Genomic DNA, 26,217 nt, shown 5'->3' with positions numbered 1-26,217 from the left:
GACCAAACAAGACACCAAAAACTGGCATCAAAAAACAACCACGCCCTAAACGGGAAAAAGAACGTGGCCAAAAAACAACAAACAAAAACCACCAAACACACTATTGAGTTCTCAAACAACACACCCGGTCTAGGGCAACCCTGCCACTATACTGCATGTGGACAGAGACGTCAAACCCCGTCCTCCAGTCCTAATGGCCTGGGGCCGTGGGCTTCTCGATAAACAATACGCCCTTTCGCCCCACGCTCCAAAACGGGGTCTGCCAACGGCCGAGCAGCTACACGACTCGCTCTATTTCGGCGCCCAAACTGACGAGTTGCTCGACGAACAGCGGGTAGCCGCGGTCGATGTGGAACACGTCGTGGACCTCGGTGTCGCCGTCGGCGACCAGCCCGGCCAGCACCAGCCCGGCACCGGCCCGGATGTCCGATGACCACACCGGCGCGCTGGACAGCTGCGGGATTCCCCGCACCACCGCATGGTGGCCGTCGGTGCGGGCGTCCGCGCCCAGCCTGATCATCTCCTCGACGAACCGGAAGCGCGCCTCGAAGACGTTTTCGGTGATCATCGACGTGCCGTCGGCGATCGAGGCAAGGCCGATCGCCATCGGCTGCAGGTCGGTCGGGAAGCCCGGGAACGGCAGGGTGGCGACGTTGACCGCCTTCGGCCGCTCGTACTGCACCACCCGGAAGCCGTCGTCGGTCTGGGTGACGGTCGCACCGGCATCGTGGAGCTTGTGCAGCACCAACTGGAGGTGCTGCGGGTCGACACCGGTCACCGAGATGTCGCCGCGCGTCATCGCCGCGGCAATCCCCCACGTGGCCGCGACGATGCGGTCGCCGATCACCCGGTGCTCGGTCGGGTACAGCCGGTCGACGCCGGTGATGGTCATCGTCGGCGTTCCCGCACCGGAGATCTGGGCGCCCATCTGGTTGAGCATCGTGCACAGATCGACGACGTCGGGTTCGCGCGCCGCGTTGTGAATCGTCGTCACGCCCTCGGCGACGACGGCGGCCATGAGGATGTTCTCCGTCGCACCGACAGACGGAAACTCCAGTTGGATCTCGGCGCCCCGCAAGTGCTCGGCCTCGGCGACGACGCAGCCGTGCTCGATGTTGCACCGCGCCCCCAACTGCCGCAGGCCCGCCTGATGCATGTCCAGCGGGCGGGACCCGATCGCATCACCCCCGGGCAGCGCCACCTTGGCCCGCTTGCACCGCCCGACCAACGGTCCCAGCACGCACACCGATGCGCGGAACTGACGGACCGCGGCGAAATCCGCGTCGTACTTCGGTTCGTCCGGCGAGGTGATACGGACAACATCACCATCGAGTTCCACAGTTGCGCCAAGGCCGCGGAGAACCTCCGCCATCAGCGGCACGTCCAAGATGTCAGGACAGTTCGTGATCGTGCTGGTCCCCTCGGCCAGCAACGACGCCGCCATCAGCTTCAAGACGCTGTTTTTGGCCCCCCCGACAGCAACTTCGCCCGATAACCGGTTTCCGCCGGTCACCACGAATCGCTCGCTCACGCGGGTTAGTGTAAACAGCGCTGCGGGACGGTGTCAGTTTCCAGACCGTCGTGCCCGGTACCGTTTGACCATGGCAGTTCATCTGACCCGCATATACACCCGGACCGGCGACGACGGCACCACTGGCCTGAGCGATTTCAGCAGGGTCTCAAAGAATGACGCACGACTGGCCGCTTATGCCGACTGCGACGAGACGAATGCCGCAATTGGTGTCGCGATTGCATTGGGAAACCCCAGTGAACAAATTCGCAAGGTGCTGCAGCAGATTCAGAATGACCTCTTCGACGCCGGCGCCGACCTCTCCACGCCAGTGGTCGAGAATCCGGAACACCCGCCGTTGCGGATCGCCCAGAGCTACATCGACCGGCTGGAATCCTGGTGCGACGAGTTCAACGAACCGCTGCCCGCCCTGAATTCGTTTGTGCTGCCCGGAGGCACACCGCTGTCCGCACTGCTGCACGTGGCGCGCACTGTGGCGCGCAGAGCCGAGCGGTCGGCATGGCATGCCGTAAATACGCATCAGGACTCCATCAGCGTCCTGCCCGCGAAGTACCTCAACCGGCTGTCTGATCTGCTGTTCATCCTGTCGCGGGTGGCCAATCCCGACGGCGACGTGCTGTGGAAGCCGGGTGGATGAGCAACGTAAGCCCTTTAGAAGGTTCGTCGTCGGGCGCGCGGTGACGGCCGCGACTCGAGCCAGGACAGAAACGCTGTCAGCGCACCACGATCCAGCGCGACCTCATATCCACGACGACGGTCCGGATCGGTGTCACGCAGTTCCAGCACGACGATTTCGGCTGTCATGATGTCGAACTCGTCACCGCGCGGCGACCGCCGCGCCACGATCTCGAGCCCCCGGCGGCTCAACCTGCGGTCGGGCCACCAGCGCAAACTCGACAGCCGGTAAAAGCTGGCTTCCCCACCCTGATAACGGATTACGCCGTGGCGCCAGCCATGTCCGCCCACCGCTGGAACGTCGCGCAGGATCGCGGCGGTTCCGCCTACCTGACGCAGCTTCCAGAGCCGATAACTCAGCGCGACCGAAACACACAGCAGCACGCCGACCAGCGCGACCATCAACAACATGGACGCGCTCATGGTCGTGCCTAGTCGAGCTGACCCAGGGCGCGCAGCCTGGCCCGGCCCCTGGCGGCGGTCGCTGGATCGTCGGACTCGGCGTCGCGCTGCGCGGCGGCTTCGTCGATCTCCGAATCGAATTCAGCGCTTTCCGCCAGGACGGTTACGCCATGTTCGGTGACGGACAAGAAGCCGCCGTCGACCGCGATACGAAGGTCGTCCTCGCCTTCCCGCTCGACACGCACCATGGCGTCGTCGACCAACTGCGCGACCAACGGGATGTGGTTGGGCAGGATGCCAATCTCACCGGACGTGGTGCGGGTGAACAGGAACGTGCCCTCGCCCGACCAGATCTTGCGGTCGACTGCGACGATGTCGATGTTCAGTTCAGCCATCTCACATCACCTTTCGGTGCAGGCAAAACCTAGGCATCCTTCTTCTCGCCCTCGTCCGAATCCGCGGGAGCGCTACCGCTGTCCTCCAGCTTCACGCCGAAGCCTTCGGCCTTCTTCGCCAGATCGTCCAAACCACCGATCAGGAAGAACGCCTGCTCGGGCACGTGGTCGAATTCGCCCTTGGTCAGCCGGTCGAATGCCTCGATGGTCTCCTTGACCGGAACCGTCGAACCAGGCTGACCCGTGAACTGCTCGGCCGCCATCATGTTCTGGCTCAAGAAGCGCTCGATGCGACGGGCACGCTGCACCAGCTGCTTGTCCTCTTCCGACAACTCGTCGATACCGAGGATCGCGATGATGTCCTGAAGGTCCTTGTAGCGCTGCAGGATTCGGATGACTTCCTGCGCGACGCGGTAGTGGTAGTCGCCGACGACCGCTGGGTCGAGGATCGTCGAGCTCGAGGCCAGCGGGTCCACCGCCGGGAAGATGCCCTTCGAGAACACCGCACGCGAAAGCTCCGTCGTGGCATCCAGGTGCGCGAACGTGGTTGCAGGCGCCGGGTCGGTGTAGTCGTCGGCGGGCACGTACACGGCCTGCATCGAGGTGATGGAGCGACCGCGGGTCGAGGTGATGCGCTCCTGCAACTCGCCCATCTCGTCGGCCAGCGTGGGCTGGTAACCCACCGCGGACGGCATACGGCCGAGCAGTGTGGAGACCTCGGAGCCGGCCTGAGTGAACCGGAAGATGTTGTCGATGAACAGCAGCACGTCCTGGCCCTGCTCGTCGCGGAAGAACTCCGCCATGGTCAACGCCGACAACGCGACCCGCATACGGGTGCCGGGCGGCTCGTCCATCTGACCGAACACCAGCGCGGTGTCCTTGAGCACGTCCGCGTCGGCGAGCTCGACCCACAGGTCGTTGCCCTCACGGGTGCGCTCACCCACGCCGGCGAACACCGAAGTACCACCGAAGTTGCGGGCAATACGGTTGATCATCTCCTGGATCAACACGGTCTTGCCCACGCCGGCGCCGCCGAACAGCGCGATCTTGCCGCCACGCACGTACGGCGTCAGCAGGTCGACCACCTTGAGGCCCGTCTCGAGCATCTCGGTACGCGGCTCGAGCTCAGCGAACGCCGGCGGCTTGCGGTGAATCGGCCAGCGGTCGAAGTCTTTTCCGTATTCCTTGTCGTCCAGGCACGCGCCGAGCGCGTTCCAGACGTGGCCCTTCACGCCGTCGCCGACAGGAACCGAGATCGAGGCACCGGTGTCAACCACGTCGACGCCGCGGACCAGGCCGTCGGTCGGCTGCAGCGAGATGCAGCGCACCAAGTTGTCGCCGAGGTGCTGCGCCACCTCGAGGGTCAGCGTCTTGGCCAGCTCTTCGAAGGTGACCTCGGCGTGCAACGCGTTGAACAGTTCGGGCACCGCGCCGCGCGGGAACTCGACGTCGACGACGGGGCCCGTTACTCGCACCACGCGGCCGTTGGTGTCCTTATTCGTTGCCTTGGCTGGCTTTTCGGCGGTAGCAGTCATGTCTTCTTCTCTCTAACGGGCTAACGACTGGCGTCGGCCAACGCGTTGGCGCCACCGACGATCTCGCTGATTTCTTGGGTGATCTGGGCCTGCCGCTCGCGGTTGGCCTCGAGCGTGAGGGCCTTGATGAGGTCATCGGCGTTGTCGGTCGCCGACTTCATCGCCCGCTGACGCGATGCCAGCTCCGACGCCGCCGACTCGAGCAGCGCGGCGTAGACGCGGGTGGCCAGATAGCGCGGCAACAGTGCATCGAAAAGCGTTGTGGCATCGGGCTCGAACGAGTAGAGCGTGCGAGGACCCGTGTCTTCCTCGACGTACTCCACCACCATCGGCGCGATCCGATGCGCGACGGCGTTCTGCGACATCATCGACTTGAACTCGGTGGAGACAATGTGCAGTTCGTCCAGTCCCAGGATGCCGTCGGGGCCGGGGTCGTCGCCGTGGTCGTCGGCGCCGGCCATGAACGCATCGACCAACGTCGAGGCGATCTCCTGAGCGTTCTCATACGTCGGCTGCTCGGAGAACCCGTTCCACGAGTTGGTGATCTTCCAGTTGCGGAACCGGTAGTAGTTCAACGCCTTTCGGCCCACCGTGTAGACGATCGGCGTCTTGCCCTCCTGCCGGATCAGCGAGAACAGCTCCTCGGCGCGGCGGAACACATTCGAGTTGTACCCGCCACAGAGGCCACGGTCCGACGACACCACCAGCACACCGGCGCGCTTCGGCTCATCCCGCTCGACCAGCAGCGGATGATCCAGCGCCGCCTCGTTGCCGAGGTTAGTCAGCATCGCGGTGATCTCGAAGGCATACGGCCGCGCCGCCTGAAGACGGTTCTGCGCCCGGCCAATACGCGAGGTGGCGATCAGCTCCTGGGCCTTGGTGATCTTCTTGATCGACCCGGCTGAGCGGATACGCCCGCGCAGTTCGCGAAGTGTGGCTGCCATGGTTGCTTACTTCTTCTTCGGTGCCGGCTTGCGGACCTTCACGGATTCCTTCTCGAGGTCCGCCTCGTCCAGCGCCTCGACGTGCTCGTCGGGCACCACGGAGCTGCCGTCAGAGGCCGCGAAGCCCTTCTTGAACTGGTTGATGACGCCGACCAGCTTCTCGCTGAGCTCGTCGCCGAGCTTGCCCGATTCGCGGATCTGCTTGAGGATGTCGCCCTCCGACGCCCGCACGTGGTCGAGGAACTCGGTTTCGAACCGGCCCACATCCTCGACCGGGACGGAGTCGAGGTGGCCCTCGGTGCCGAGGAAGATCGAGACGACCTGCTCCTCGACGGCCAGCGGTTGGTACTGCGGCTGCTTGAGCAGCTCGACCAGCCGGGCGCCACGCTCCAGCTGCGCCTTCGAGGTGGCGTCGAGGTCGGAGGCGAATGCGGCGAAGGCTTCCAGCTCGCGGTACTGCGACAGGTCCAGACGAAGCGAGCCTGCCACGTCCTTCATCGCCTTGATCTGCGCGGCGCCACCGACGCGGGACACCGACACGCCGACGTTGATGGCCGGGCGCACACCCTGGTTGAACAGATCGGATTCCAGGAAGCACTGGCCGTCGGTGATCGAGATGACGTTCGTCGGGATGTAGGCCGAGATGTCGTTGGCCTTGGTCTCGATGATCGGCAGGCCGGTCATCGAGCCGCCGCCCAGCTCATCGGAGAGCTTGGCGCAGCGTTCCAACAGCCGCGAGTGGAGGTAGAACACATCGCCGGGGTACGCCTCGCGGCCCGGCGGGCGGCGCAGCAGCAGCGAGATCGCGCGGTAGGCCTCGGCCTGCTTGGACAGGTCGTCGAACACGATCAGCACGTGCTTGCCGTTGTACATCCAGTGCTGCGCAATCGCCGAACCGGTGTAGGGCGCAAGCCATTTGAAGCCGGCGGAGTCCGAAGCGGGCGCGGCAACGATGGTGGTGTACTCCATCGCACCGCCCTCTTCCAGGGCCCGTGCCACCGAGGCGATGGTGGTGCCCTTCTGGCCGATGGCCACGTAGACGCAGCGGACCTGCTTCTTCTCGTCGCCGGACTCCCAGTTCTGCCGCTGGTTGAGGATGGTGTCCACGCAGACCGCCGTCTTGCCGGTCTTGCGGTCACCGATGATCAGCTGGCGCTGGCCGCGACCGATCGGGGTCATCGCGTCGATGGCCTTGATACCGGTCTGCAGCGGCTCGCTGACGCCTTGGCGCTGCACCACCGACGGCGCCTGAATCTCGAGGGCGCGACGGGTTTCCGGCTCGATGTCGCCCTTGCCGTCGATCGGCTGACCGAGCGGGTTGACCACGCGGCCGAGGAACTTGTCGCCGACCGGCACCGACAGCACCTCGCCGGTCCGCTTGACCTGCTGTCCCTCTTCGATCTTCTCGAAGTCGCCGAGGATGACGGCGCCGACGCTGTGCTCATCGAGGTTCAGGGCCACACCGAGCACGCCGCCAGGGAACTCCAGCAGCTCCTGGGTCATCACGGAGGGCAGTCCCTCGACGTGTGCGATACCGTCGCCCGCGTCGATGACCGTACCGATCTCCTCGCGGGCGGTGTCGGCGGTGAAACTCGAGACGTAATCCTCGATCGCACCCTGAATGTCGTCAGCGGAGATGGTCAACTCTGCCATGATTCGTCTTCCTGCTCTTACGGTGTGGGGTCTTGTCGTTCGTTGTCGGTCAGTCGGGCAGCTTGGTTTCTGCGGCTGCGAGTTTCGATGCCAGGGTGCCGTCGATCACCTCGTCGCCGACGGCAATGTTCAGCCCGCCGAGCAGTTCGGGGTTGATGTGCAACTGCACTGAAACCGGGTGGCCGTAGATGCGGGTCAGCACTTCTGTCAGCCGGGTCCGCTGCGCGTCACTGAGGCTGGCAGCGGCGCTGACGTGGGCGACCACCTCGCCCCTGCGGGCCACCGCGAGTTCGGCCAGGTCGAGTACCGCCTCATCGGCGCGTTCACCGCGGAGCAATTCGATCGTCTGCGAAAGCAGTTGAACCGTCGTGTCATTCACACCGGAACCGCTGCCGAGAACGTCGCGGATCAGCTTGACCCGACCCTCGGCGGGTGCGCTGTAGTCGCTCAGCAGAGTGGTCAGCCGCGGCTCGCCGTCCAGGATGCGGTTGAACCGGAAGAGTTGCTCCTCGACGTCACCCGCCTCGTCCTCGCGTTCGGCGCGGACCAGCAGAGCCAACCGCGCGACGTGCTCGACGGCGTCGACCAGGTTGGCGTCGGACGACCAACGGCCGGATACCGCCGCTTTGAGGATCTCGAGTGCGGTATCGCCGATCTTGCCGTCGAACAGCGCGTCGACCAGGCCCAGCTTGGCCGACGGGTTGTCGGCCGGGTCGGCGAGATGACGGGTCAGGATCGACTCATGCGCCAGCAGCTTGGCGACGGAGGCCAAATCCTCGGCCACCGAAGACAACTGGTCGGCGCCGAGGTCGGCGGTCAACTCGTCGAACTTGTTGACCAGCGCCGCCAGCGACTCCCGGCTTGCAGACCGAAGGCGCGCGGTCGCACGGTCTTCGATGACTGCTTCCGACGGCGCCATCGCGTCGAGTTCGTCGATGAATCGGTCGACGGTGGCCGCCTGCGCATCAGCGTCTGCGACATGGTCCCTGACCAACTCGCCGGCACGGCGGACCGATTCGGCGCCGAGGTCACCGCGCAGCTGGCGAACCAACTGGGCGCGAAGCAGCTGAACCTGCTGGGCGCCTTGCACTTTGATTCGCTCGACCTCGGCATCGGCTTGAGCGTGCAGCTGCTCGATGATGCGCTGGGCGTCGACCCGGGCCTCCTCGGTCACCTGCTTGGCCTCAGCCTTGGCCCGCTCGAGGGCCTTTTCGTGCGCCTTCTCGGCCTCGTTCAACCGCTTCTTGGCCTCGGCGCTGTCCGCCAACTGCTTGCGCACAGTCTCCTGCTGGTTGGCCATCATCCGGCGCACCGGCGGCACGACGTAGCGCACCACCAGGAACACGATGAGCGCGAACCCGACGAGCTGACCGATGAATGTCGACATTGCCCTTACCGTCCCGGGGCCGTTGTGGCCGCGTTGATTTCGACGCCGAGCACCCGGCTGGCCAGGGTGGAGGACAACGTGTCGACCGACGACCGCAGGTCTGCCTGGATGGAGAGGGCTTGATCCTTCAACTCCGACTCGGCCTGCTGCAGCGTCGACGACACCTCATCGGAGGCTCGGCCCCGCATGTCCTCCAACACCTTTCGTCCTTCGGCTCGCGCCTCGTCACGAAGTTTGGAGGCCTCGCCGCGTGCCTTCGCCATCTCCGCCTGATAGTCCTTGTCGGCGGCGGTGAACTGGTCTGCTGCCTTGCGGCTGTCCTCGACGGTCTGCTTCACCATCGCGTCGCGTTCGTTCAGCACCTTCGAGACAGGCGGGACAACCCACTTGCCGATGACTCCGAGCACGATCAAGAAGATGATCAGCACGAAGAAGAACGTGCCGTTGGGGATGAGGAAGTTGCTGGTACCTCCCCCACCTTCCTCGGCCGCCAGAAGGACGACGTTCGGGTCAGCCATGTTCGGCATTAGCCAACCGGGGTGGCGAACACGAACAGCGCCATGAACGCCAGGTTGATGAAGTAGGCGGCCTCGACCAGACCAACCGTGATGAAGAACGGCGTGAACAGTCGGCCCTGTGCCTCCGGCTGACGGGCGATGCCCGCGATCAGCGCATTACCCGCAATACCGTCACCGATACCGGCGCCGATTGCGCCGCCGGCCATGATCAGTCCACCACCGATGAGGGCGCCGGCAGCGATTGTGGGGTCCATTCCTTATCCTCCTTGATAACTGGCAGTGGTCCTACCAGGTTGTGGGTCCTGCTTATTCGGGTCGGCTCAGTGATGGTCCTCTTCGAGCTCCATCGATTGGCTGAAGTACAAGATCGTCAGCAGCGCGAAGATGAACGCCTGGATCGCGCCGACGAACAAGTCGAAGCTCTTCCAGATCGCGTTGGGCAGCCACAGGATGTACGGCGGGAACAGCGCGATCAGCGCGACCAGGATGCCGCCGGCGAAGATGTTGCCAAAGAGTCGGAGCGACAACGAGATCGGCTTGGCCAGCTCTTCGACCAGGTTGATCGGCGCCAGCAGGGTGACGTGGCCCTTGAGCAGTTTCACCGGGTGGCCGATGATGCCGCGACGCCAGATGCCTGCGGCGTGATAGCAGATGAACACGAACAGGGCCAGCGCCAGCACGAAGTTGATATCTGAAGCCGGCGGCTTGATCAGCTCGTGAATCGCACCGGAGGAGTCGGTGTACTGCACCGGGAAAACCGAGAGCCAGTTCGCGATCAGGATGAACACGAACAGCGTCACCGCCAGCGGCAGCACGAACGGGGCGATCTTCATTCCGATCGCGCCCTCGATCTGGTCGCGGGTCTGCACCGTGATGGCTTCCCAGAACAGCTGCACGCCGCCCGGCACCCCGGTCGATGTGACCTTGGCGCGCAAGAAGAATGCCAGCGCCAGCACGATCACCGCGGCGATCGCGGTCGCCAGCACGGTGTCGGTGTTGACCGTCAGCCCGAACCAGTGGGCGGTCTCGTGGTGGCCGACCTCGATGGCGGCTTCGGCATGAAATGTTTCAGTCATTGCTGGCCCCTTCGGTCTGGTCACCGGCGCCGGACTTGAGCTTCTTCATCACCGGCAGCGCGGTCGCGAGCACCAGCACCACCTGGAAGAGCGCCATTCCGAATACGACGCCGAGCCCCTGCGGTCGGAAGATGAAAGCGATGGTCAACCCGATCACCGTCATCACCAGCAGCCGGGTGGCGGAGTTCAGCGCCATCTTGCGTTTGAGCGGGTGCGCTTCGGCGGTGATCGATTCCACCGACCGCTGCACCAACACTGCGTTGAGCAAACCCAGTCCGAGGCCGATGCCGAAGAAGACACCGACCATCACGTGGCCGAGCAGTCCGGCGGCCAGCGTGGCAAGGCCGGTCAGCACGACACATACTGCGAACAGGCGCAACGGCCTGAAAGCAACGGACGGAAACACCAACGGCGCGTCTTGCGCTGGCGTCGTCACTGCTTCACCTCAATCCCGCGGTCACGAGTTGCTGTCCCGATGATCCTGTGAGTCGCGCCACGAGCGTATCGGAGGGCGACGGGCTCGCTGGAAACACCCAAGGGGCAGCTCCCTTTGTCGGTCGTTGTTCCGGTCCGAACGGCGGTCAACCGTCGGTCCGGAGGCCGGCAACCCGCGAGGTTTTTTCGGGTTCTAACCGAACCCTAACACATGGTTAAGGGCAGATAAGAGGGCCTACTACTTTTCGTCGTACATTTCCCCGACGGGGGCGTCGCGGCGACGAAGAAGCGGAATCAGAGTCACCACGATCGCGACCAGAATCGCGGCCAGCATGACGGCTCCGGTGTAGCGCGGGTCGAAGAAGATCGTGCTCGCCGCGCCCAGCGCGATGATGCCGACCCAGAGGTAGACGAGCAGCACCACCCGTCGATGCGAATGACCGATCTGCAGCAACCGGTGGTGTAGGTGCATCTTGTCGGGCGTGGAGAAGTGAACCCCGGCCCGCGTCCGGCGGATCACGGCGAGCAGCATGTCCAGCGCGGGCACGAACATCACCGCAACCACCAACAGGAACGGCGACAGCAGAGCGAACACGTCGCGGGCGCCGTATGCGGTCTGCGAGATCGGGCCTGCGGCGGTCGTGGAGGCGGCCGCGAGCATCAGCCCGATCAGCATCGACCCCGAGTCGCCCATGAAGATCTTGGCGGGATGGAAGTTGTGCGGCAGGAAGCCCAGGCATGCGCCGGCCAGCACCACCGAGATCACCGCGGGCGGGTAGAACAGGACGTCGCCGCCGTGGTCGCGCAGCAGGCCGACAGAGAAGATGCAGATGGCCGATGCGGTGATCAACCCGAGCCCGGCCGCCAGCCCGTCAAGGCCGTCGACGAAGTTCATCGCGTTCACGATCGCGACCGTCAGCGCCAGTGTGAGCAGGATTGACGACACCTGGTCGAGCACGATGGTGCCGATCCCGCCGATCGGGATGTACAGCACGCTCCATGCCACGCCCATCGTGACCAGCACGCTGGCAGCGGTGATCTGGCCGGCGAACTTGGTCAGCGCGTCGAGTCCCCAGCGGTCATCGATCAGGCCGATCGCCATGATCAAACCGCCTGCGACGACGACGGCCGGCATACCCGACGAGTAGACGAACCCGCGAGTCAGCGCAGGCAGCTGCGATGCCAGCAGTACCGCCGATCCGACGCCGATGTACATCGCGAGCCCGCCCATGCGCGGGATGGGTTGCAGGTGGACGTCGCGTTCACGCGGGTACGCCACCGCGCCGAGTTTCCTGGCCAGCACCCGCACCCAGCCGGTGGCCAGATACGTGATGATCGCCGCGGTCAGCCCGACGAGCGCGAGCTCACGCAACGGCACACCCGCACCCCGGTCGTTGAGCGCTAGCAAGCTGTCAGTCGCGTAGACCACCGTCGCACCGTACTGCTGCACGCTGAGATCAGTCCGTGAGCGACTCGGGTTGCACGCCGAGCACTTTGGCGATGGCGTCCAGCGTGACAGGGCCTTCCCTGAGCACGCGAGGCTCAGCGCCGGTGAGGTCGACGATCGTCGACGCGGCTTGTTGTTCGGCGGGCCCGCCGTCGAGATACACCTCGACGAGGTCGCCGAGTTGGTTGCGTGCTTCGTCGACAGAGACAGCCGAGGGCCTGCCGGAGACGTTGGCGCTGGAGACCGCCATCGGCCCGACCTCGCGCAGCAACTCGATGGCGACCGGGTGCAGCGGCATGCGCAGCATCACCGTGCCGTATGCGTCGCCGAGGTCCCATTGCAGCGACGGCGCCTGGCGCACAACCAGACTCAGCGCGCCGGGCCAGAACGCCTGGATCAACTCGCGCGCGCTATCCGGCACCGAGAACACCAAGCCGTCGATGGTGTGCCAGGAGCCCACCAATACGCCGACGGGCATATCGCGGCCGCGGCCCTTCGCGGCCAGTAGTGCCGCGACGGCGTCGTTGTCGAAGGCGTCCGCACCGATGCCGTACACGGTGTCGGTGGGCATCACGACGAGCCTGCCTCCCTTGACGGCACTGATTGCTGCCGCGATCCCCGCCTCGCGTTGCACCGGATCGCTGCAATCGAATTGTTCCGTCATGCTGTCAGCCTCTCACGCGTCGCGGAGACGAATCGGGGCCGCCCGGTCAGGTCGTATCGCGGTGTCACGTCCACGAATCGGCCTGTGCGGGTGAATGCTTCGACGGTGAGCGCCGATGTGGTGTCGTCGTGCTCGATGGCGCACCGGCCACCGGCACGCAACAGGCGGGCGGCGTGCTCGACGATGCGGTCGATGACCGCCATCCCGTCCGGCCCGCCGAACAGCGCGTGCGTCGGGTCGTGTTCGGCCACTTCGGGTTCCAGCGCGGCGCCGTCGGGGATGTAGGGCGGGTTGCCGACCAGCAGGTCCACCCGGCCGTCGAGTTCTGTCAGCAGTCCTGGGGCGGTGACGTCGGCCCTGATCAGTTCGACGGCGGTTCGGGCGGTATTGCGTCGGGCGTAGCGCAGCGCGTCTTCGGAGTCGTCGACGGCGATGACGCGGGCGTCGGGCCAGCGCTGCGCCAGCGCCAGCGCCAGCGCACCGGAGCCCGTGCACAGGTCGACGATGATCGGCTGGGCCGGAAACGGTTGCGCCGCAGCCCATTCCAGCAGCGACTCGGTCTCCGGCCGCGGGATGAACACGCCGGGCCCGACGTGCACGGTGACGGTACCGAACGCCGCCGTACCGGTGAGGTGTTGCAGTGGGATCCGTCTGGCGCGCTGGGCGACGAGGCTTTCGAAGCGCTGCTGAAAGTCGGGCCCGGCGTCGGTGAACGCCAGCCGACCGCGGTCGGTGCCTGCGACGTGGGCGGCCAGCAGTTCGGCGTCCGCGCGCGGCGACCCGATTCCCGCCTCGGTCAGCGTCGCCTCGGCGGCGTCGATCACCTGGCGCATGTCGGCGCATGCTGGCACCCGGCCGAGCCGGGTCATGTTATTTGCAGCCTGGATTGCTTGTCGGCCGCGGCCAGCGCGTCGAACAACGCGTCGAGGTCGCCGTCGAGCACCTGATCGAGGTTGTGTGCCTTGAAATTGATCCGGTGATCGGCGATCCGGTTCTCCGGGAAGTTGTAGGTGCGGATGCGCTCGCTGCGGTCGACGGTGCGGATCTGGCTGGCCCGGTCGGCCGACGCGTCGGCCTGCGCCTGTTCTTCGGCGAGGGCCTGCAGACGCGCCGCGAGCACCTGCAGGGCGCGGGCCTTGTTCTGCAGCTGGGAACGTTCGTTCTGGCAGGTGACGACGATGCCGGTCGGCAGGTGGGTGATGCGCACCGCGGAGTCGGTGGTGTTGACGCCTTGACCGCCCTTGCCCGACGACCGGTAGACGTCGATGCGCAGATCGGACTCGTCGATCTGGACTTCCTCGACCTCTTCGGGTTCGGGATAGACGAGCACGCCTGCCGCCGAGGTGTGCACGCGGCCCTGCGACTCGGTGACCGGGACGCGCTGTACGCGGTGCACGCCGCCTTCGAATTTCAGCCGGGACCAGACGCCGTCGGCGGAATCGCCCTTGCTCCGGATCGACAGCGTGGCGTCCTTGTAGCCGCCGAGATCCGACGTGGTCTCGTCGAGCACGGTGACGGTCCAGCCGTGCCGTTCGGCGTAGCGGATGTACATGCGGGCAAGGTCGGCGGCGAACAGCGCCGACTCCTCGCCGCCCTCCCCCGACTTCACCTCGAGCACGATGTCGTCGGCGTCGTGCGGGTCACGCGGCGCCAGCAGATCGGTCAGGTGCGTGTCGAGTTCTTCGACAGCGGCTTCCAATTCGGGGATCTCAGCGGCGAACGAATCGTCGTCGGCCGCGAGTTCTCTCGCCGCTTCCAGGTCACCGCGCGCGGCCTCCAGCTTGCGGTACGTCGCGACGATCGGCGACACCTGCGCGAAGCGGCGGCCCACTTTGCGGGCCGCGGCCGGGTCGGCATGCAGGTCGGGCTCGGAGAGTTGCTTCTCCAGGGCGGCATGCTCGGCCAGCAGCGCCTGGATCCGCGGTGCCGTGTCCGTCATGACTGCCTCCTTCCCGTTAACCCTCCGCCAAACGCAAACCGACGCCCGGCCTGCGCATACGCGTCAGATCGGGCGTCGGTCAGGCAGCTATTTGTCGGTCGAAGCAGCCTTGTCGCCAGCCTTGCGCTTGCCGTAGCGCTTCTCGAAGCGGGCCACGCGGCCGCCGCTGTCGAGGATCTTCTGCTTGCCGGTGTAGAAGGGATGGCACTGCGAGCAGACCTCGACGTGAATCTGGCCGCTCTTCTTCGTGCTGCGGGTGGTGAAGGTGTTGCCGCAGCCACAGTGCACCGTGGTCTCGACGTAATCAGGGTGAATACCCGTTTTCATGGTTTCCTCTTCAATCGTGGGCCCGGGTCGCCCCTCCGGAAGTGGAGGTATTCGGCGTGAACCGGAACCGAGGGGTCGACGGTCCATTATGCCAGTTCGACCGCCAGCAGCCTAAACGCGTGCCAGGGAGCCGATATTCCGACATGGCACAATGCGGAGGTGACGAGCCCTACCGCCACCAAAAGCGTCCGCGATCGGCTGATCGACGCCGCGGAAGTGTGTCTGCGCGCCAAGGGCATTCGGTTGACAACGGTGTCTGAAGTGGCCGAAGTCGCCGGGGTGTCGCGGGGCTGGCTGTACCGCCATTTCCCCGACAAGGTGACGCTGCTTGGTGCGGCGCTGGTTCGCCTCAACGACGCCTACTGGTCCGAAGCGCACGCGGTGCTCGAGCAGGTCGAGGGCTTGGACCGGCAGATGGGCGTCGGCATCGCCCGCGCCCGCGGCGCCTACGACGATCCTGGCGCCTTGCTGATGAAGCTGCGGATGGACGAACCCGAGGAGTTCGCGGCGTGCGCGGGCGCCGGCGTGCAGGGTCTGGTCCCCGATCTGGCCGACTTCTGGTCACGGTATCTGGTCGCAGCGCGCGAGCGCGGCGAAACCCACCCCGATATCGACATCGCCGAAGCATCGGAATGGGTTGCGCGCGTGATTCTTTCGCTGTCGACCGTGCCCGGGAACACGCTGGACCCCGGTGACGCCGACGCGGTGGCGGCGTATGTGCGCCGCTACGTCATGCCCGGCCTACAAGCGTGATCGCCAGTTAGTCGGCGTCCATCGAGCCAGGCGCGGTCTTGGAGACCTGCACCAGGAACTCGTAGTTGTTCTTCGTCTTGCGCAACTGGCTCATCAGCAGGTCGATGGCCTGATGCGGGTCGAGACCGCTCAGCACGCGACGCAGCTTGTGCACGATCGCGAACTCGTCCGGGGACAGCAGCAACTCGTCCTTACGGGTGCCGGACGGGTTGACGTCGACGGCCGGGAACACCCGGCGCTCGGAGATCTTGCGGTCGAGCTTGAGCTCGGCGTTGCCGGTGCCCTTGAACTCCTCGAAGATCACCGTGTCACCGGTCGAACCGGTCTCCACCATCGCGGTGGCGATGATCGTCAGCGAGCCGCCCTCTTCGATGTTGCGGGCCGCGCCGAGGAACCGCTTCGGCGGGTACAGCGCGGTCGAGTCGACACCACCGGACAGGATCCGGCCCGACGCCGGCGACGCGTTGTTGTACGCGCGGCCGAGACGGGTGATCGAGTCGAGCAGCACGACGACGTCCTTGCCCTGCTCCACCAGCCGCTTGGCCCGCTCGATCGCGAGTTCAGCGGCCTGGGTGTGGTCTGACGGCGGACGGTCGAAGGTCGAGGCGATGACCTCACCCTTGACCGAGCGCTGCATGTCGGTGACCTCTTCCGGACGCTCATCGACGAGCACCACCATCAGGTGGCATTCCGGGTTGTTCTTCGTGATCGCGTTGGCGATGTCCTGAAGGATGGTCGTCTTACCGGCCTTCGGCGGCGACACGATCAGCGCACGCTGCCCCTTGCCGACCGGCATGATCAGGTCGATCACGCGGGTGGTCAGCTTCTCGGTGGTGGTCTCCAGCCGCAGCCGCTCGTTGGGGTACAGCGGGGTGAGCTTGGTGAAGTCGGGCCGCTTCTTGGCTTCCTCGACAGGCTTGCCGTTGACGGTGTCCAGCCGGACCAGCGGGTTGAACTTCTGCCGCGGGTTCTGACCGCCGCCTTCACCTTCTTTGGGCACCCGCACCGCGCCTGTCACCGCGTCGCCGCGTCGCAGACCGTTCTTACGCACCATGTTCATGGACACGTAGACGTCGTTGGGGCCGGCCAGGTAGCCGGAGGTGCGGACGAACGCGTAGTTGTCGAGCACGTCGAGGATGCCCGCGACTGGCTGAACTACGTCGTCCTCGCGCAGTTCGGTATCGCGGTCACCACCACCGCCGCCGTCGCCGCCGCGCTCCCGGCGCCTGCGGTCGCGGAACCGGCGGCCGCGCCGGCCGCCACGGCCCTCGCCGTCGTCGTCGCTATTCGAGCCGCGGTTCTGGCCGCCCTGATCGCCTTGCTGCTCGCCGTCGGACTTCTCCGACTTGTCGGCCTTGTCGGCCTTGTCGGACTTGTCGGGCTTGGTGTCTTGCTTCTGGGCCCGTTCACCTTCGGCGTCGGGCTTGTTCTCGTCCTTCTTGTCGTCCGCGGCGGGCGCACCGGCACCGCGGGAGGCACCGCGCCGCTCACGACGCGGCGGGGCCTGCTCCTCGGCGGCCTGCTCGGTGGCGGGCTGTTCGGGCGCGGCCTCGGCCGGGGCCTTGACCTCGGCTGGAGCCTTGGCTTCGGCTTCCGCCGACCGGCCGTTCGAGTCGGCGCGGCGTGCGCGGATGGCGGCAACAAGCTCGCTCTTGCGCATGCCGGAGGCGCCTTCGACGCCGATCTGCCTGGCCAGTGCGCGCAGTTCCGGCAGCACCATGCTCGACAGCGCGGCGCCACGATCGCCCGATGCGGCCTGTGCCGTCGGCGCGGTCTCAGCCGTCGATGTGCCGTTCGTCTTGTCCGACCCCGAATCCTCCGGGGTGGATGAAATGTCTGAAGTCACGGTTTGGGTTTCCGGCAGCCCAGGGTTTTCGGCGCTGCCACCAGCCGTGATGAGGTCCGTTTCAGTCACGGATTTCCTTTCTGATCCCCCGCTCGTCAGCGGACGCGGGGGTCCGGGCATTCAGCTGAGGCGCTGAATGCGGAGGTCCCACCATTGCCTCTGCAACGGTGATCGCCGGGATTCGCCGGTATAGGGCGAACCGTCAGTCCACAAGATTGAACACCTAAAGGGGAAGTGGTCGTCCTAGTGTCGGCGCGAGCAGAGACGCTGCGATTGCTGGACAGCAGCGAGAATAACCCGCATCGGAGCTGGAAGCAAGAAACACGCTGATTCGGGTGTGACTCGTGTGAACCGCGACGTTAGCTCCGGACGGCCACGCCGGAGGTCCATCGGACCCCCTCGCCCACGGCCATCTTGCTGACGGTGAACCCGTTGGCGGCGCCGTATTCCAAGGCCTCTGCAGGCAACTCTGGGTGGGGACTCAGTGCGATAACCGCAGGACCAGCCCCGGATAGCACCGCTGCTACACCACAACGCCGAAGAATCCGCAGGTATTCCGCGGAGGCGGGCATCGCGGTCGCTCGTTGCGGCTGATGCAGCACGTCCTCGGTCGCCTCCATCAGCAGATCTGGTCGCTCGGTCAGCGCCAGTACGAGCAGGGCAGCCCGACTGAGGTTGAAGCGCGCGTCGGTGTGGCTGACGTGATCGGGCAGCAGCACCCGGGTCTCCGCGGTCGACGAGCGCACCTGCGGAATCGCCGGAAACAGGTGGATGTCGGGATGCAGGCGCAGCGGCGCCGCCGAATACCTGGGCAGCACGCCCTCATGCTCGGTCCACGACACCACCGCGCCGCCGAGGACGGCGGCGGATGCGTTGTCGGGGTGGCCCTCGAACTCCGACGACAGTTGGATCAGCTCCGACTCGGAAAGCGGCGACGAACCGATCTGTGCCACAAGACCGTTGACGACAGCCAAACCGCCGACGACGGCGGCGGCCGACGAGCCCAGTCCACGGGAGTGCGGAATTTCGTTGCGGCAGTACACTTTCAGCCCGTCGACCGCCACGCCTGCCGCCTGAAGGCCGTGTTCGATGGCCCGCACCACCAGGTGCGTCGAATTTAACGGGACCTGCCCGGCGCCTTCGCCGTCCACCTCGATCGTCAGGCCGGATTCGGTTGTCTCGACGACGATTTCGTCATACAGGCTCAGCGCCAAGCCGAGGCTGTCGAAGCCGGGGCCGAGATTGGCGCTCGAGGCCGCGACGACGGCGGTGGCCGTCAACCCGGCCGGCAACCTATTCACGCGTCAGACCAAACCCAGCTTCTCGACGACGGCGGTCGGGTCAACCGGCACCGGCGTGACGCTCGGCATGCCCTTGAGCGCGGTGTCCGGGTCCTTCAAGCCGTTGCCGGTCACGGTGCACACCACTGTCGACCCCTTGGCGACGAAGCCGTCCTCGATCGACTTGAGCAGTCCGGCGATGCTGGCCGCCGATGCAGGCTCGACGAAGACCCCCTCGGTGCGAGCCACCAGGTGGTAGGCCGCGAGGATCTCCTCGTCGGTGGCGGCGAGGAAACGGCCGTTGGACTGCTGCTGCGCCTCGACGGCGGTGGCCCACGAGGCAGGCGATCCGATCCGGATCGCGGTGGCGATGGTCTCGGGATTGCTCACCGGTTTCCCCAACACCAGCGGTGCGGCGCCCGCGGCCTGCGTGCCCAGCATGCGCGGCAGCCGATCCGATACGCCGTCGCGGTGATACTCCTGGTAGCCCTTCCAGTACGCGGTGATGTTGCCCGCGTTGCCGACGGGCAGGGAGTGCACGTCCGGTGCGGTGCCCAGGGCGTCGACGATTTCGAACGCGGCGGTCTTCTGCCCCTCGATGCGGAATGGGTTGACGGAGTTGACCAGTGACACCGTCGGGTAGTCGGCGGTCAGCTTGCGCGCGAGTTCGAGGCAGTCGTCGAAGTTGCCGTCGATCTGGATGATCTTGGCGCCGTGCATGACCGCCTGGGCGAGCTTGCCCATCGCGATCTTGCCTTGCGGGATCAGCACCGCGCAGGTGATGCCCGCCCGCGCCGCGTATGCCGCGGCCGATGCCGAGGTGTTACCGGTCGACGCGCACAGCACCGCCTTCTGCCCGCGGGCCACCGCCTCGGTGACGGCCATGGTCATGCCGCGGTCCTTGAACGAGCCGGTCGGGTTGAGCCCCTCGACCTTCAGATGCACTGTGCAGCCGGTGTATTCGGACAACCGCGGCGCAGGCACCAGCGGGGTGCCGCCTTCGAGCAGCGTGATGGCGGTCCAGTGGTCCTCGACCGGCAGTCGGTCGCGGTAGGCGGCGATCAGCCCCGGCCAGGGCTGGTGCACCGCAGTACCCGGGGCGGTCATTCGGTGGTTCCTTCCATGCGAAGCACGCTGTTGACGCTCTGCACCACGTCGAGATCGGCCAGCGCCGCAACGGTTTCCGATAGTGCGGCGTCGGTGGCCTGATGGGTGACGACGACGATGCGGGCGCCGCACCGCTGACCGCCCTCGTCGACCATGCCCTCCTGGCGCACCTCGGCGATGCTGACCTCGCGCTTGCCGAATTCGGCTGCCACAGCGGACAACACGCCGGGCCGGTCGGCGACGTTCATGTTCACGTAGTAGCGGGTCGGGATGAAACCGATGGGCGAGATCGGCAGCTTCGCGTACTTGGACTCACGCGGCCCTCGACCCCCCTGCACGCGGTTGCGGGCGGCCATCACCACGTCACCCATCACCGCCGAGGCGGTCGGCGCGCCGCCCGCGCCCTGGCCGTAGAACATCAGCCTGCCCGCGGCTTCGGCCTCCACCACGACCGCGTTGAATGCGCCGTTGACCGCGGCCAGCGGGTGGTCGAGCGGCACCAGCGCCGGGTAGACGCGGGCCGACACCCGTTCCTGCCCTTCGTCATTGGTGAGCCGCTCGCAGATGGCCAGCAGCTTGATGGTGCAGCCAAGGGCTCGTGCCGACGCGAAATCGGCGGCAGTCACCTTGGTGATGCCCTCGCGATAGACGTCGTCGGCGGTCACCCGGGTGTGAAAGGCGATCGAGGCGAGGATCGCGGCCTTGGCGGCGGCGTCGTATCCCTCGACGTCGGCGGTCGGGTCCGCCTCGGCATAGCCAAGGGCGCTGGCGTCGGCCAGCGCGCTGTCGTAATCCGCTCCGGTGCTGTCCATTTCGGACAGGATGTAGTTGGTGGTGCCGTTGACGATGCCCGCGACGCGCAACACCGTGTCGCCGGCCAGCGACTGTGTGAGCGGGCGGATGACGGGGATCGCACCGGCGACCGCGGCCTCGAAGTAGAGGTCGACGTGCGCGTGCTCGGCGGCCTGCGCCAATTCGCCTGTGGAGACCGCCATCAGCGCCTTGTTGGCGGTGACGACGGACTTCTTCTGCTCGAGGGCGCTGAGGATGGCCTTGCGGGCGGGTTCGACGGGGCCCATCAGTTCGACGACGACGTCGACGTCGTCGCGGGACACCAGCTCCTCGATGTTGTCGGTGAGCAGGTCCACCGGCACACCGCGGTCGTCGGCCACCCGGCGCACCCCGATGCCGCGCAACTCCAGCGGCGCCCCGATGCGGGCCGCCAGGTCGCTGGCGCTTTCGTTGATGATGCGCACCACTTCGCTGCCGACGTTGCCGAGTCCCAATACGGCTACCCCGATGGGCTTTTCACTCATTTCGTTACCTCCAGACTGAGCAGATCGTCGACCGTCTCACGGCGCAGAATCAGGCGGGCTCGCCCATCGCGCACGGCCACCACGGCGGGGCGGCCGATCAGGTTGTAGCGGCTCGACATGGAATAGCAGTAGGCGCCGGTAGCGGCGACACCCAACAGGTCGCCCGGCGCGACGTCATCGGGCAGCCACGTGTCCTTCACGACGATGTCGCCGCTCTCGCAATGCTTGCCGACGACCCGAGACAGCACGGCGGGCATCTCGGTGGTGCGGGACAGCAGGCGGACGTCGTACTCGGCGCCGTACAGCGACGTGCGGATGTTGTCGCTCATGCCGCCGTCGACGCTGACATAGCGGCGATGTGCGACGGGGCTGACCGCGACGTCCTTGACCGTGCCGACCTGGTACAGCGTGATGGTGCCGGGACCCGCGATGGCGCGGCCGGGTTCGACCACGAGTCGGGGCGCGGGCAGGCCGACGGCGGCGGATTCGTTGCGGACGATCGCGTCGAGTTTGGCCGCGAGGTCCTGCACCGGTGGCGGATCGTCTTGCGGCAGATAGGAAATGCCGAGTCCGCCGCCGAGGTCGACCGTCTCGAGTTGGGCGGTCTTGTCGACGCCGAACTCGGCGACGACGTCGCGCAGCAGGCCGATCACCCGGTGGGCGGCCAACTCGAAGCCGTCGACGTCGAAGATCTGCGAGCCGATGTGGCTGTGCAGGCCGACCAGGCGCAGGTTGTCGGTCGCGAACACACGCCGCACGGCTTCCATGGCCGCACCGCTGGCCAGCGACAGGCCGAATTTCTGGTCCTCGTGCGCGGTGGAGATGAACTCGTGGGTGTGGGCTTCGACGCCGACCGTGACCCGCACGAGCACGTCCTGCACGACGCCTGCGGCGCCGGCGATCTCGTCGAGGCGGTCGATCTCGATCATCGAGTCGACAACGACGTGGCCGATGCCTGCCTTCACGGCGGTGGTCAGCTCGTCGATGGATTTGTTGTTGCCGTGCAACGCGATTCGCTCGGGCGGGAAGTCAGCGTGCAGGGCGACCGCCAATTCGCCGCCGCTGGCCACGTCGAGGGACAGCCCCTCCTCGTCGACCCAGCGCGCCACCTCGGTGCACAGGAAGGCCTTGGCGGCATAGCGGACGTTGTCCCCGCCTCCGAACGCCGCGGCGATGTCGCGGCACCGCGACCGGAAGTCGTTCTCGTCGATCACGAAGACGGGCGTGCCGAACTCGGCGGCGATGTCGGTGACGGGCACCCCGCCGATCGACACGACACCGTCATCGGCGCGAAAAGCGCTCTGCGGCCAGACATTCGGAGCGAGTTTGAGTACACCGGCGGCCGACTGCGGCCGGGGCGGAGCGCCGGCGTGGTGGATCTCCTCGGCGTGACGGGGACCAGCGGGATGAGCGATCACATGCGCTCCGGTGCAGAGACGCCCAGGATACCGAGGCCGTTGGCGATGACCTGGCGGGTGGCCTCGCACAGGGCAAGTCGGGCGGCATGCAGATCATTGGGCGCCTCGTCGCCTTGCGGCAGCACCCGGCAGGAGTCGTAGAACCGGTGGTAGTCCCCGGCCAGGTCCTCGAGGTAGCGCGAGACGCGGTGCGGTTCCCGAAGGGCCGCAGCGGTTTTCAGCACGCGCGGGAACTCGCCGAGGTTGCGGATCAGCGTGCCCTCCTTGTCGTGCGTGAGGAGGTCGAGGTGCGCGACGCTGGGGCTCAGCCCCAGTTCGGCGGCGTTGCGGGCCAGCGCGGACAACCGGGCGTGCGCGTATTGCACGTAGTAGACCGGGTTCTCGTTGGAGGCCGACGACCACAGCGCAAGATCGATGTCGATGGGGCTGTCCACCGAGGACCGGATCAGTGAGTACCGCGCGGCGTCGACACCGATGGCGTCGACGAGATCATCCAGGGTGATCACGGTGCCTGCGCGTTTGCTCATCCGGACCGGTTGGCCGTCGCGAACCAGGTTGACCATCTGGCCGATCAGCACCTCGACGGTCGCCGGGTTTTCACCGAGCGAGGCGGCGACGGCCTTGAGGCGGGCAATGTAGCCGTGGTGGTCGGCGCCGAGCATGTAGATGCACAGGTCGAATCCACGTTCGCGCTTGTCGAGGTAGTAGGCGATGTCGGCGGCCACGTAGGCGGGGTTGCCGTCGCTCTTGATCACCACGCGGTCTTTGTCGTCGCCGAAGTCGGTGGTGCGCAGCCAGACTGCGCCGTCCTTCTCGTAGATGCTGCCGGCTTCGCGGAGCTTGGCGATGGCCTGCTCGACGCGACCGGAGGTGTGCATCGAATCTTCGTGGGTGTATTCGTCGAAGTCGGTGCCGAAGTCGTGCAGCGACTGTTTGATGTGGGTGAACATCAGGTCGACACCGATGGCGCGGAACGTCTCGCGCATCTCGGCGTCGGGCAGGTTCAGCGCGTCGGGTTCCTTGGCGAGCACCTGGGCGGCGATCTCCTTGATGTAGTCGCCCGCGTAGCCGTCGTCGGGAGTGGGCTCCCCCTTGGCGGCGGCGACCAGCGAGTTGGTGAACCGGTCGATCTGCGCGCCGTGGTCATTGAAGTAGTACTCGCGGGTGACGGCGGCGCCCTGCGTGGACAGCAGGCGGCCGAGCGCGTCGCCGACCGCGGCCCAGCGGGTGCCGCCGATGTGGATGGGCCCGGTCGGGTTGGCGGAAACGAACTCGAGGTTGATGTGCTCGCCGGCGAGGGCGTCGGAGTGGCCATAGGTGGCGCCGGCGTCGATGACGTTCGCCACGATCACGTTCTGGGCGGAGGCGTCCAGGCGCAGGTTGACGAAGCCGGGACCGGCCACGTCGGCGGCGGCGATACCGTCTTGCGCGGCCAACGCCGTCGCCAGCCATTCGGCCAGCTCACGGGGGTTCGCGCCGACCTTCTTGCCCAGCTGAAGGGCAACATTGGTGGCGTAGTCGCCGTGCTCGGGGTTGCGCGGACGCTCGACCGTGACGGTTGCCGGCAGTGCGGAGGTGTCAAGGCCGTGCTCGGCCAGCACCGCGGCGGCGGTGGCCTTGAGCAGTTCGGCAAGGTCGGCAGGTGTCACGAGGGTCCATCCTATGGTCTTGGGTGGTCAGTGCCCGAATCCGTTTCAGCCGTCCGGATGCGTTACGCTGTCGGAGCCCAATTGGCGCAGTTCCATCTCCATGCGCCCCCGTAGCTCAGGGGATAGAGCGTCTGCCTCCGGAGCAGAAGGCCGCAGGTTCGAATCCTGCCGGGGGCACCAGATGACCAGGCGTTTTGTCTAGCACATGCCTTCGTCACGCATCAGACGTCGTACTTCGCGGAAACCAATAACGCCAGGGGTCCGGCGTGATCCGGGTCCCCTGGCGCTGGTAATCGGCCGTCGAGCGAATTACTCGACGACGAAGACGGGAATCTGTCGCGCAGTCTTGGCCTGGTACTCGGCATACGGCGGGTAGGCGGCCACGGCCAGTTTCCACCAGTGGTCGCGCTCGGCGCCTTCGATCTCGCGCGCGGTCCCCTTCGTGATCTTGTCGCCATCCTGCACTGTCACCACGGGGTTCGCTCGTACGTTGAAGTACCAGCTCGGGTGCTTGGGGTCGCCGCCCTTGGACGCCACCATCGCATACTTGCCGTCCTCTTCCACCCGCATGAGCGGTACGTATCGCTCCTTGCCGGACTGCGCGCCGGTGGTCGTGAAGAGGACAACCGCGCGATCGAGGATCTCGACGCCGTCCGTGGTGCCTTGCGCCAAGATGCGCTCTGTCTGTTCGCGTACCCAGTCCGTCGGGCTCATTTCCGGTTGCGTAGTCACGCGAACCCCAACTCACAGGCGGCCTGAGCTATTCCGTGCGGGCTGCTTTCGTCGCGGAGATCTTCCTCACGCGCCCGTTCGGCAGTTCTCGGACGTTTCCGGAAATCCGCCATTCTTTCGGGTTTCGGACCAGTTACGCCGTGCGCCCGTCGCTTTCTGCTTCCTAAGCCACACAATCGCATCGACGCCGGCAGGACCTTGCCGCGTGCGCCGTGCAAGTCGCTGCCTGGCCACTTCTAACGACACCGCAGGAGACAGTTATGACCACGCCTACGAAGGCCAATCCCGTCATCTTCATCCACGGACTGTGGATCCACTCGGCCTCGTGGCAGCCGTGGATCGAGCTTTTCGGCCAGCACGGCTACCACGCGACGGCGCCGGGCTGGCCCGGTGACGCCCCCACCGTTGCGGAGACCCGGGCGAACCCCGACGCGTTGGACGACGTCGACATCGAGATGCTGGTGGATCACTACACGCGCATCATCGGCACTCCCTCGGTCAAGCCCATCGTGATCGGACACTCTTTCGGCGGCCTCATCGCCCAGGAGCTGCTCGCGAACGATGTGGCAACGGCCGCCGTCGGCATCGACCCGGCCCAGATCAAGGGCGTCAAGGCGCTCCCCTTCGCACAAATCCGGTCCGCCTTCCCGGTTCTCGGCAACCCCGCCAACCGGCACCGCACCGTCTCGCTGACCCCGGAGCAGTTCCGCTACGCGTTCGGCAACATGCTGACCGAAGAGGAATCCGACGCTCTTCACGAGAAGTGGACCATTCCCGGCCCCGGCAAGCCGCTCTTCCAGGGTGCTGCGGCGAACTTCTCCCGCCACTCACCCGCGAAGGTCGACACCCAGAAGGCAGACCGTGGCCCACTGCTCCTGACGTCGGGCAGCGACGACCACACCGTCCCGCTCAAGGTGACCGAAGAAGTCTTCGGCCTGTACGAAAAGGGTTCCGGGGACACCGAACTGCACGTCTTTGAAGGACGCGGACACTCACTGACCATCGACCACGGTTGGAGCGACGTGGCCCACGTCGTCCTGAAATGGCTGAACCAGAAGGGCTTCTGAACAGCCGAGACTGGCGAGTTTTATTGCGCCAGTAGTCTTTTCAATTCCAATAGTGGTCCCACGGTGGCCGGCGAACAGCGTTAGTCCGCACACGGGCGTGACCGCCCCGATCCGTCGGCCA

The 26,217-nt window shown here is 66.2% G+C and carries 26 protein-coding genes and 1 tRNA gene; 4 read left to right on the top strand and 23 right to left on the bottom strand.

Annotated features, from left to right (window positions below; translation table 11 throughout):
• Positions 1 to 277: 277 nt before the first annotated feature.
• Positions 278 to 1,531, bottom strand: coding sequence for a UDP-N-acetylglucosamine 1-carboxyvinyltransferase (gene murA, locus C1A30_RS35295; RefSeq protein WP_101952776.1), 1,254 nt, complete (start codon positions 1,529 to 1,531; stop codon positions 278 to 280).
• Positions 1,532 to 1,601: 70 nt separating this feature from the next.
• Between murA and C1A30_RS35290 the strand changes: the two genes are divergently transcribed.
• Positions 1,602 to 2,168 carry a cob(I)yrinic acid a,c-diamide adenosyltransferase gene (locus tag C1A30_RS35290; protein ID WP_101952775.1) on the top strand — a complete coding sequence of 189 codons (567 nt, stop codon included), beginning with the start codon at positions 1,602 to 1,604 and terminating at the stop codon, positions 2,166 to 2,168.
• A gap of 14 nt (positions 2,169 to 2,182) precedes the next feature.
• On the opposite strand, the gene C1A30_RS35285 is transcribed toward C1A30_RS35290, so the two are convergent.
• From C1A30_RS35285 to rpmE, 15 genes are all read right to left on the bottom strand, one after another.
• Positions 2,183 to 2,629: a DUF2550 domain-containing protein gene (locus C1A30_RS35285; RefSeq protein ID WP_200828515.1), complete on the bottom strand. Its 447-nt coding sequence runs from the start codon at positions 2,627 to 2,629 to the stop codon at positions 2,183 to 2,185.
• Positions 2,630 to 2,637: 8 nt separating this feature from the next.
• Complete coding sequence (locus C1A30_RS35280) at positions 2,638 to 3,003, bottom strand: F0F1 ATP synthase subunit epsilon (RefSeq protein ID WP_101952774.1); 366 nt, start codon at positions 3,001 to 3,003, stop codon at positions 2,638 to 2,640.
• Between the two features lie 29 nt (positions 3,004 to 3,032).
• The gene (gene atpD, locus C1A30_RS35275; protein ID WP_101952773.1) at positions 3,033 to 4,538 is read right to left on the bottom strand and encodes a F0F1 ATP synthase subunit beta; all 1,506 of its coding nucleotides are present in this window, start codon (positions 4,536 to 4,538) and stop codon (positions 3,033 to 3,035) included.
• Between the two features lie 20 nt (positions 4,539 to 4,558).
• Positions 4,559 to 5,482: a F0F1 ATP synthase subunit gamma gene (locus C1A30_RS35270; protein WP_101952772.1), complete on the bottom strand. Its 924-nt coding sequence runs from the start codon at positions 5,480 to 5,482 to the stop codon at positions 4,559 to 4,561.
• Between the two features lie 6 nt (positions 5,483 to 5,488).
• The gene (atpA, locus tag C1A30_RS35265) at positions 5,489 to 7,135 is read right to left on the bottom strand and encodes a F0F1 ATP synthase subunit alpha (protein WP_101952771.1); all 1,647 of its coding nucleotides are present in this window, start codon (positions 7,133 to 7,135) and stop codon (positions 5,489 to 5,491) included.
• 49 nt (positions 7,136 to 7,184) lie between these two features.
• The gene (locus tag C1A30_RS35260) at positions 7,185 to 8,522 is read right to left on the bottom strand and encodes a F0F1 ATP synthase subunit B/delta (RefSeq protein WP_101952770.1); all 1,338 of its coding nucleotides are present in this window, start codon (positions 8,520 to 8,522) and stop codon (positions 7,185 to 7,187) included.
• A 5-nt stretch (positions 8,523 to 8,527) separates the two neighbouring features.
• Positions 8,528 to 9,040, bottom strand: coding sequence for a F0F1 ATP synthase subunit B (locus C1A30_RS35255; protein ID WP_101953125.1), 513 nt, complete (start codon positions 9,038 to 9,040; stop codon positions 8,528 to 8,530).
• Between the two features lie 8 nt (positions 9,041 to 9,048).
• A complete protein-coding gene (locus tag C1A30_RS35250; protein WP_024449289.1) occupies positions 9,049 to 9,294 on the bottom strand; it encodes a F0F1 ATP synthase subunit C in 246 nt (81 codons plus the stop codon).
• 66 nt (positions 9,295 to 9,360) lie between these two features.
• On the bottom strand, positions 9,361 to 10,116 hold the full coding sequence (gene atpB, locus C1A30_RS35245) for a F0F1 ATP synthase subunit A (protein WP_101952769.1): 756 nt from the start codon (positions 10,114 to 10,116) through the stop codon (positions 9,361 to 9,363).
• Positions 10,109 to 10,552, bottom strand: a complete 444-nt coding sequence (locus tag C1A30_RS35240; protein ID WP_101952768.1) for an ATP synthase subunit I — start codon at positions 10,550 to 10,552, stop codon at positions 10,109 to 10,111. Before C1A30_RS35240 ends, atpB begins: the two co-directional genes overlap by 8 nt.
• Before the next feature lie 237 nt (positions 10,553 to 10,789).
• Positions 10,790 to 12,001: a glycosyltransferase family 4 protein gene (locus tag C1A30_RS35235; RefSeq protein ID WP_101952767.1), complete on the bottom strand. Its 1,212-nt coding sequence runs from the start codon at positions 11,999 to 12,001 to the stop codon at positions 10,790 to 10,792.
• Positions 12,002 to 12,008: 7 nt separating this feature from the next.
• Complete coding sequence (locus tag C1A30_RS35230) at positions 12,009 to 12,662, bottom strand: L-threonylcarbamoyladenylate synthase (RefSeq protein ID WP_101952766.1); 654 nt, start codon at positions 12,660 to 12,662, stop codon at positions 12,009 to 12,011.
• Complete coding sequence (prmC, locus tag C1A30_RS35225) at positions 12,659 to 13,495, bottom strand: peptide chain release factor N(5)-glutamine methyltransferase (protein ID WP_101953124.1); 837 nt, start codon at positions 13,493 to 13,495, stop codon at positions 12,659 to 12,661. The genes C1A30_RS35230 and prmC overlap by 4 nt, the downstream gene beginning before the upstream one ends.
• 32 nt (positions 13,496 to 13,527) lie before the next feature.
• On the bottom strand, positions 13,528 to 14,601 hold the full coding sequence (gene prfA / locus C1A30_RS35220; RefSeq protein ID WP_101952765.1) for a peptide chain release factor 1: 1,074 nt from the start codon (positions 14,599 to 14,601) through the stop codon (positions 13,528 to 13,530).
• A gap of 87 nt (positions 14,602 to 14,688) precedes the next feature.
• Positions 14,689 to 14,928, bottom strand: coding sequence for a 50S ribosomal protein L31 (gene rpmE, locus C1A30_RS35215; RefSeq protein ID WP_101952764.1), 240 nt, complete (start codon positions 14,926 to 14,928; stop codon positions 14,689 to 14,691).
• A gap of 159 nt (positions 14,929 to 15,087) precedes the next feature.
• On the opposite strand from rpmE, the gene C1A30_RS35210 reads away from it, so the two are divergent.
• Positions 15,088 to 15,681, top strand: a complete 594-nt coding sequence (locus tag C1A30_RS35210) for a TetR/AcrR family transcriptional regulator (protein ID WP_101952763.1) — start codon at positions 15,088 to 15,090, stop codon at positions 15,679 to 15,681.
• Positions 15,682 to 15,688: 7 nt separating this feature from the next.
• Here the strand turns inward: C1A30_RS35210 and rho are convergent, their stop codons facing one another.
• The 6 genes from rho to argS all read right to left on the bottom strand — a co-directional run bounded on the left by rho (position 15,689) and on the right by argS (position 24,297).
• Positions 15,689 to 17,596 carry a transcription termination factor Rho gene (rho, locus tag C1A30_RS35205; RefSeq protein WP_101952762.1) on the bottom strand — a complete coding sequence of 636 codons (1,908 nt, stop codon included), beginning with the start codon at positions 17,594 to 17,596 and terminating at the stop codon, positions 15,689 to 15,691.
• A 290-nt stretch (positions 17,597 to 17,886) separates the two neighbouring features.
• Positions 17,887 to 18,828 carry a homoserine kinase gene (gene thrB, locus C1A30_RS35200; protein WP_101952761.1) on the bottom strand — a complete coding sequence of 314 codons (942 nt, stop codon included), beginning with the start codon at positions 18,826 to 18,828 and terminating at the stop codon, positions 17,887 to 17,889.
• A 3-nt stretch (positions 18,829 to 18,831) separates the two neighbouring features.
• Positions 18,832 to 19,914, bottom strand: coding sequence for a threonine synthase (thrC, locus tag C1A30_RS35195; RefSeq protein ID WP_101952760.1), 1,083 nt, complete (start codon positions 19,912 to 19,914; stop codon positions 18,832 to 18,834).
• The gene (locus tag C1A30_RS35190) at positions 19,911 to 21,230 is read right to left on the bottom strand and encodes a homoserine dehydrogenase (RefSeq protein WP_101952759.1); all 1,320 of its coding nucleotides are present in this window, start codon (positions 21,228 to 21,230) and stop codon (positions 19,911 to 19,913) included. Before C1A30_RS35190 ends, thrC begins: the two co-directional genes overlap by 4 nt.
• Positions 21,227 to 22,609, bottom strand: coding sequence for a diaminopimelate decarboxylase (lysA, locus tag C1A30_RS35185; RefSeq protein WP_235010430.1), 1,383 nt, complete (start codon positions 22,607 to 22,609; stop codon positions 21,227 to 21,229). Before lysA ends, C1A30_RS35190 begins: the two co-directional genes overlap by 4 nt.
• A gap of 35 nt (positions 22,610 to 22,644) precedes the next feature.
• Complete coding sequence (argS, locus tag C1A30_RS35180; RefSeq protein WP_101952757.1) at positions 22,645 to 24,297, bottom strand: arginine--tRNA ligase; 1,653 nt, start codon at positions 24,295 to 24,297, stop codon at positions 22,645 to 22,647.
• Positions 24,298 to 24,401: 104 nt separating this feature from the next.
• Between argS and C1A30_RS35175 the strand changes: the two genes are divergently transcribed.
• Positions 24,402 to 24,477 (top strand) — tRNA-Arg (locus tag C1A30_RS35175).
• A 129-nt stretch (positions 24,478 to 24,606) separates the two neighbouring features.
• On the opposite strand, the gene C1A30_RS35170 is transcribed toward C1A30_RS35175, so the two are convergent.
• Positions 24,607 to 25,011, bottom strand: coding sequence for a nitroreductase family deazaflavin-dependent oxidoreductase (locus C1A30_RS35170; protein ID WP_101952756.1), 405 nt, complete (start codon positions 25,009 to 25,011; stop codon positions 24,607 to 24,609).
• 278 nt (positions 25,012 to 25,289) lie between these two features.
• On the opposite strand from C1A30_RS35170, the gene C1A30_RS35165 reads away from it, so the two are divergent.
• Positions 25,290 to 26,096 (top strand): alpha/beta hydrolase, encoded by an 807-nt coding sequence (locus tag C1A30_RS35165; RefSeq protein ID WP_101952755.1) that lies wholly within the window; start codon positions 25,290 to 25,292, stop codon positions 26,094 to 26,096.
• The last annotated feature ends 121 nt before the right edge of the window (positions 26,097 to 26,217 follow it).

The organism is Mycobacterium sp. 3519A (genome assembly GCF_900240945.1).
GTDB lineage: Bacteria > Actinomycetota > Actinomycetes > Mycobacteriales > Mycobacteriaceae > Mycobacterium.
The sequence above is the reverse complement of the archived record's forward strand: the minus strand, read 5'-3'. Positions and strand labels throughout refer to the sequence as shown.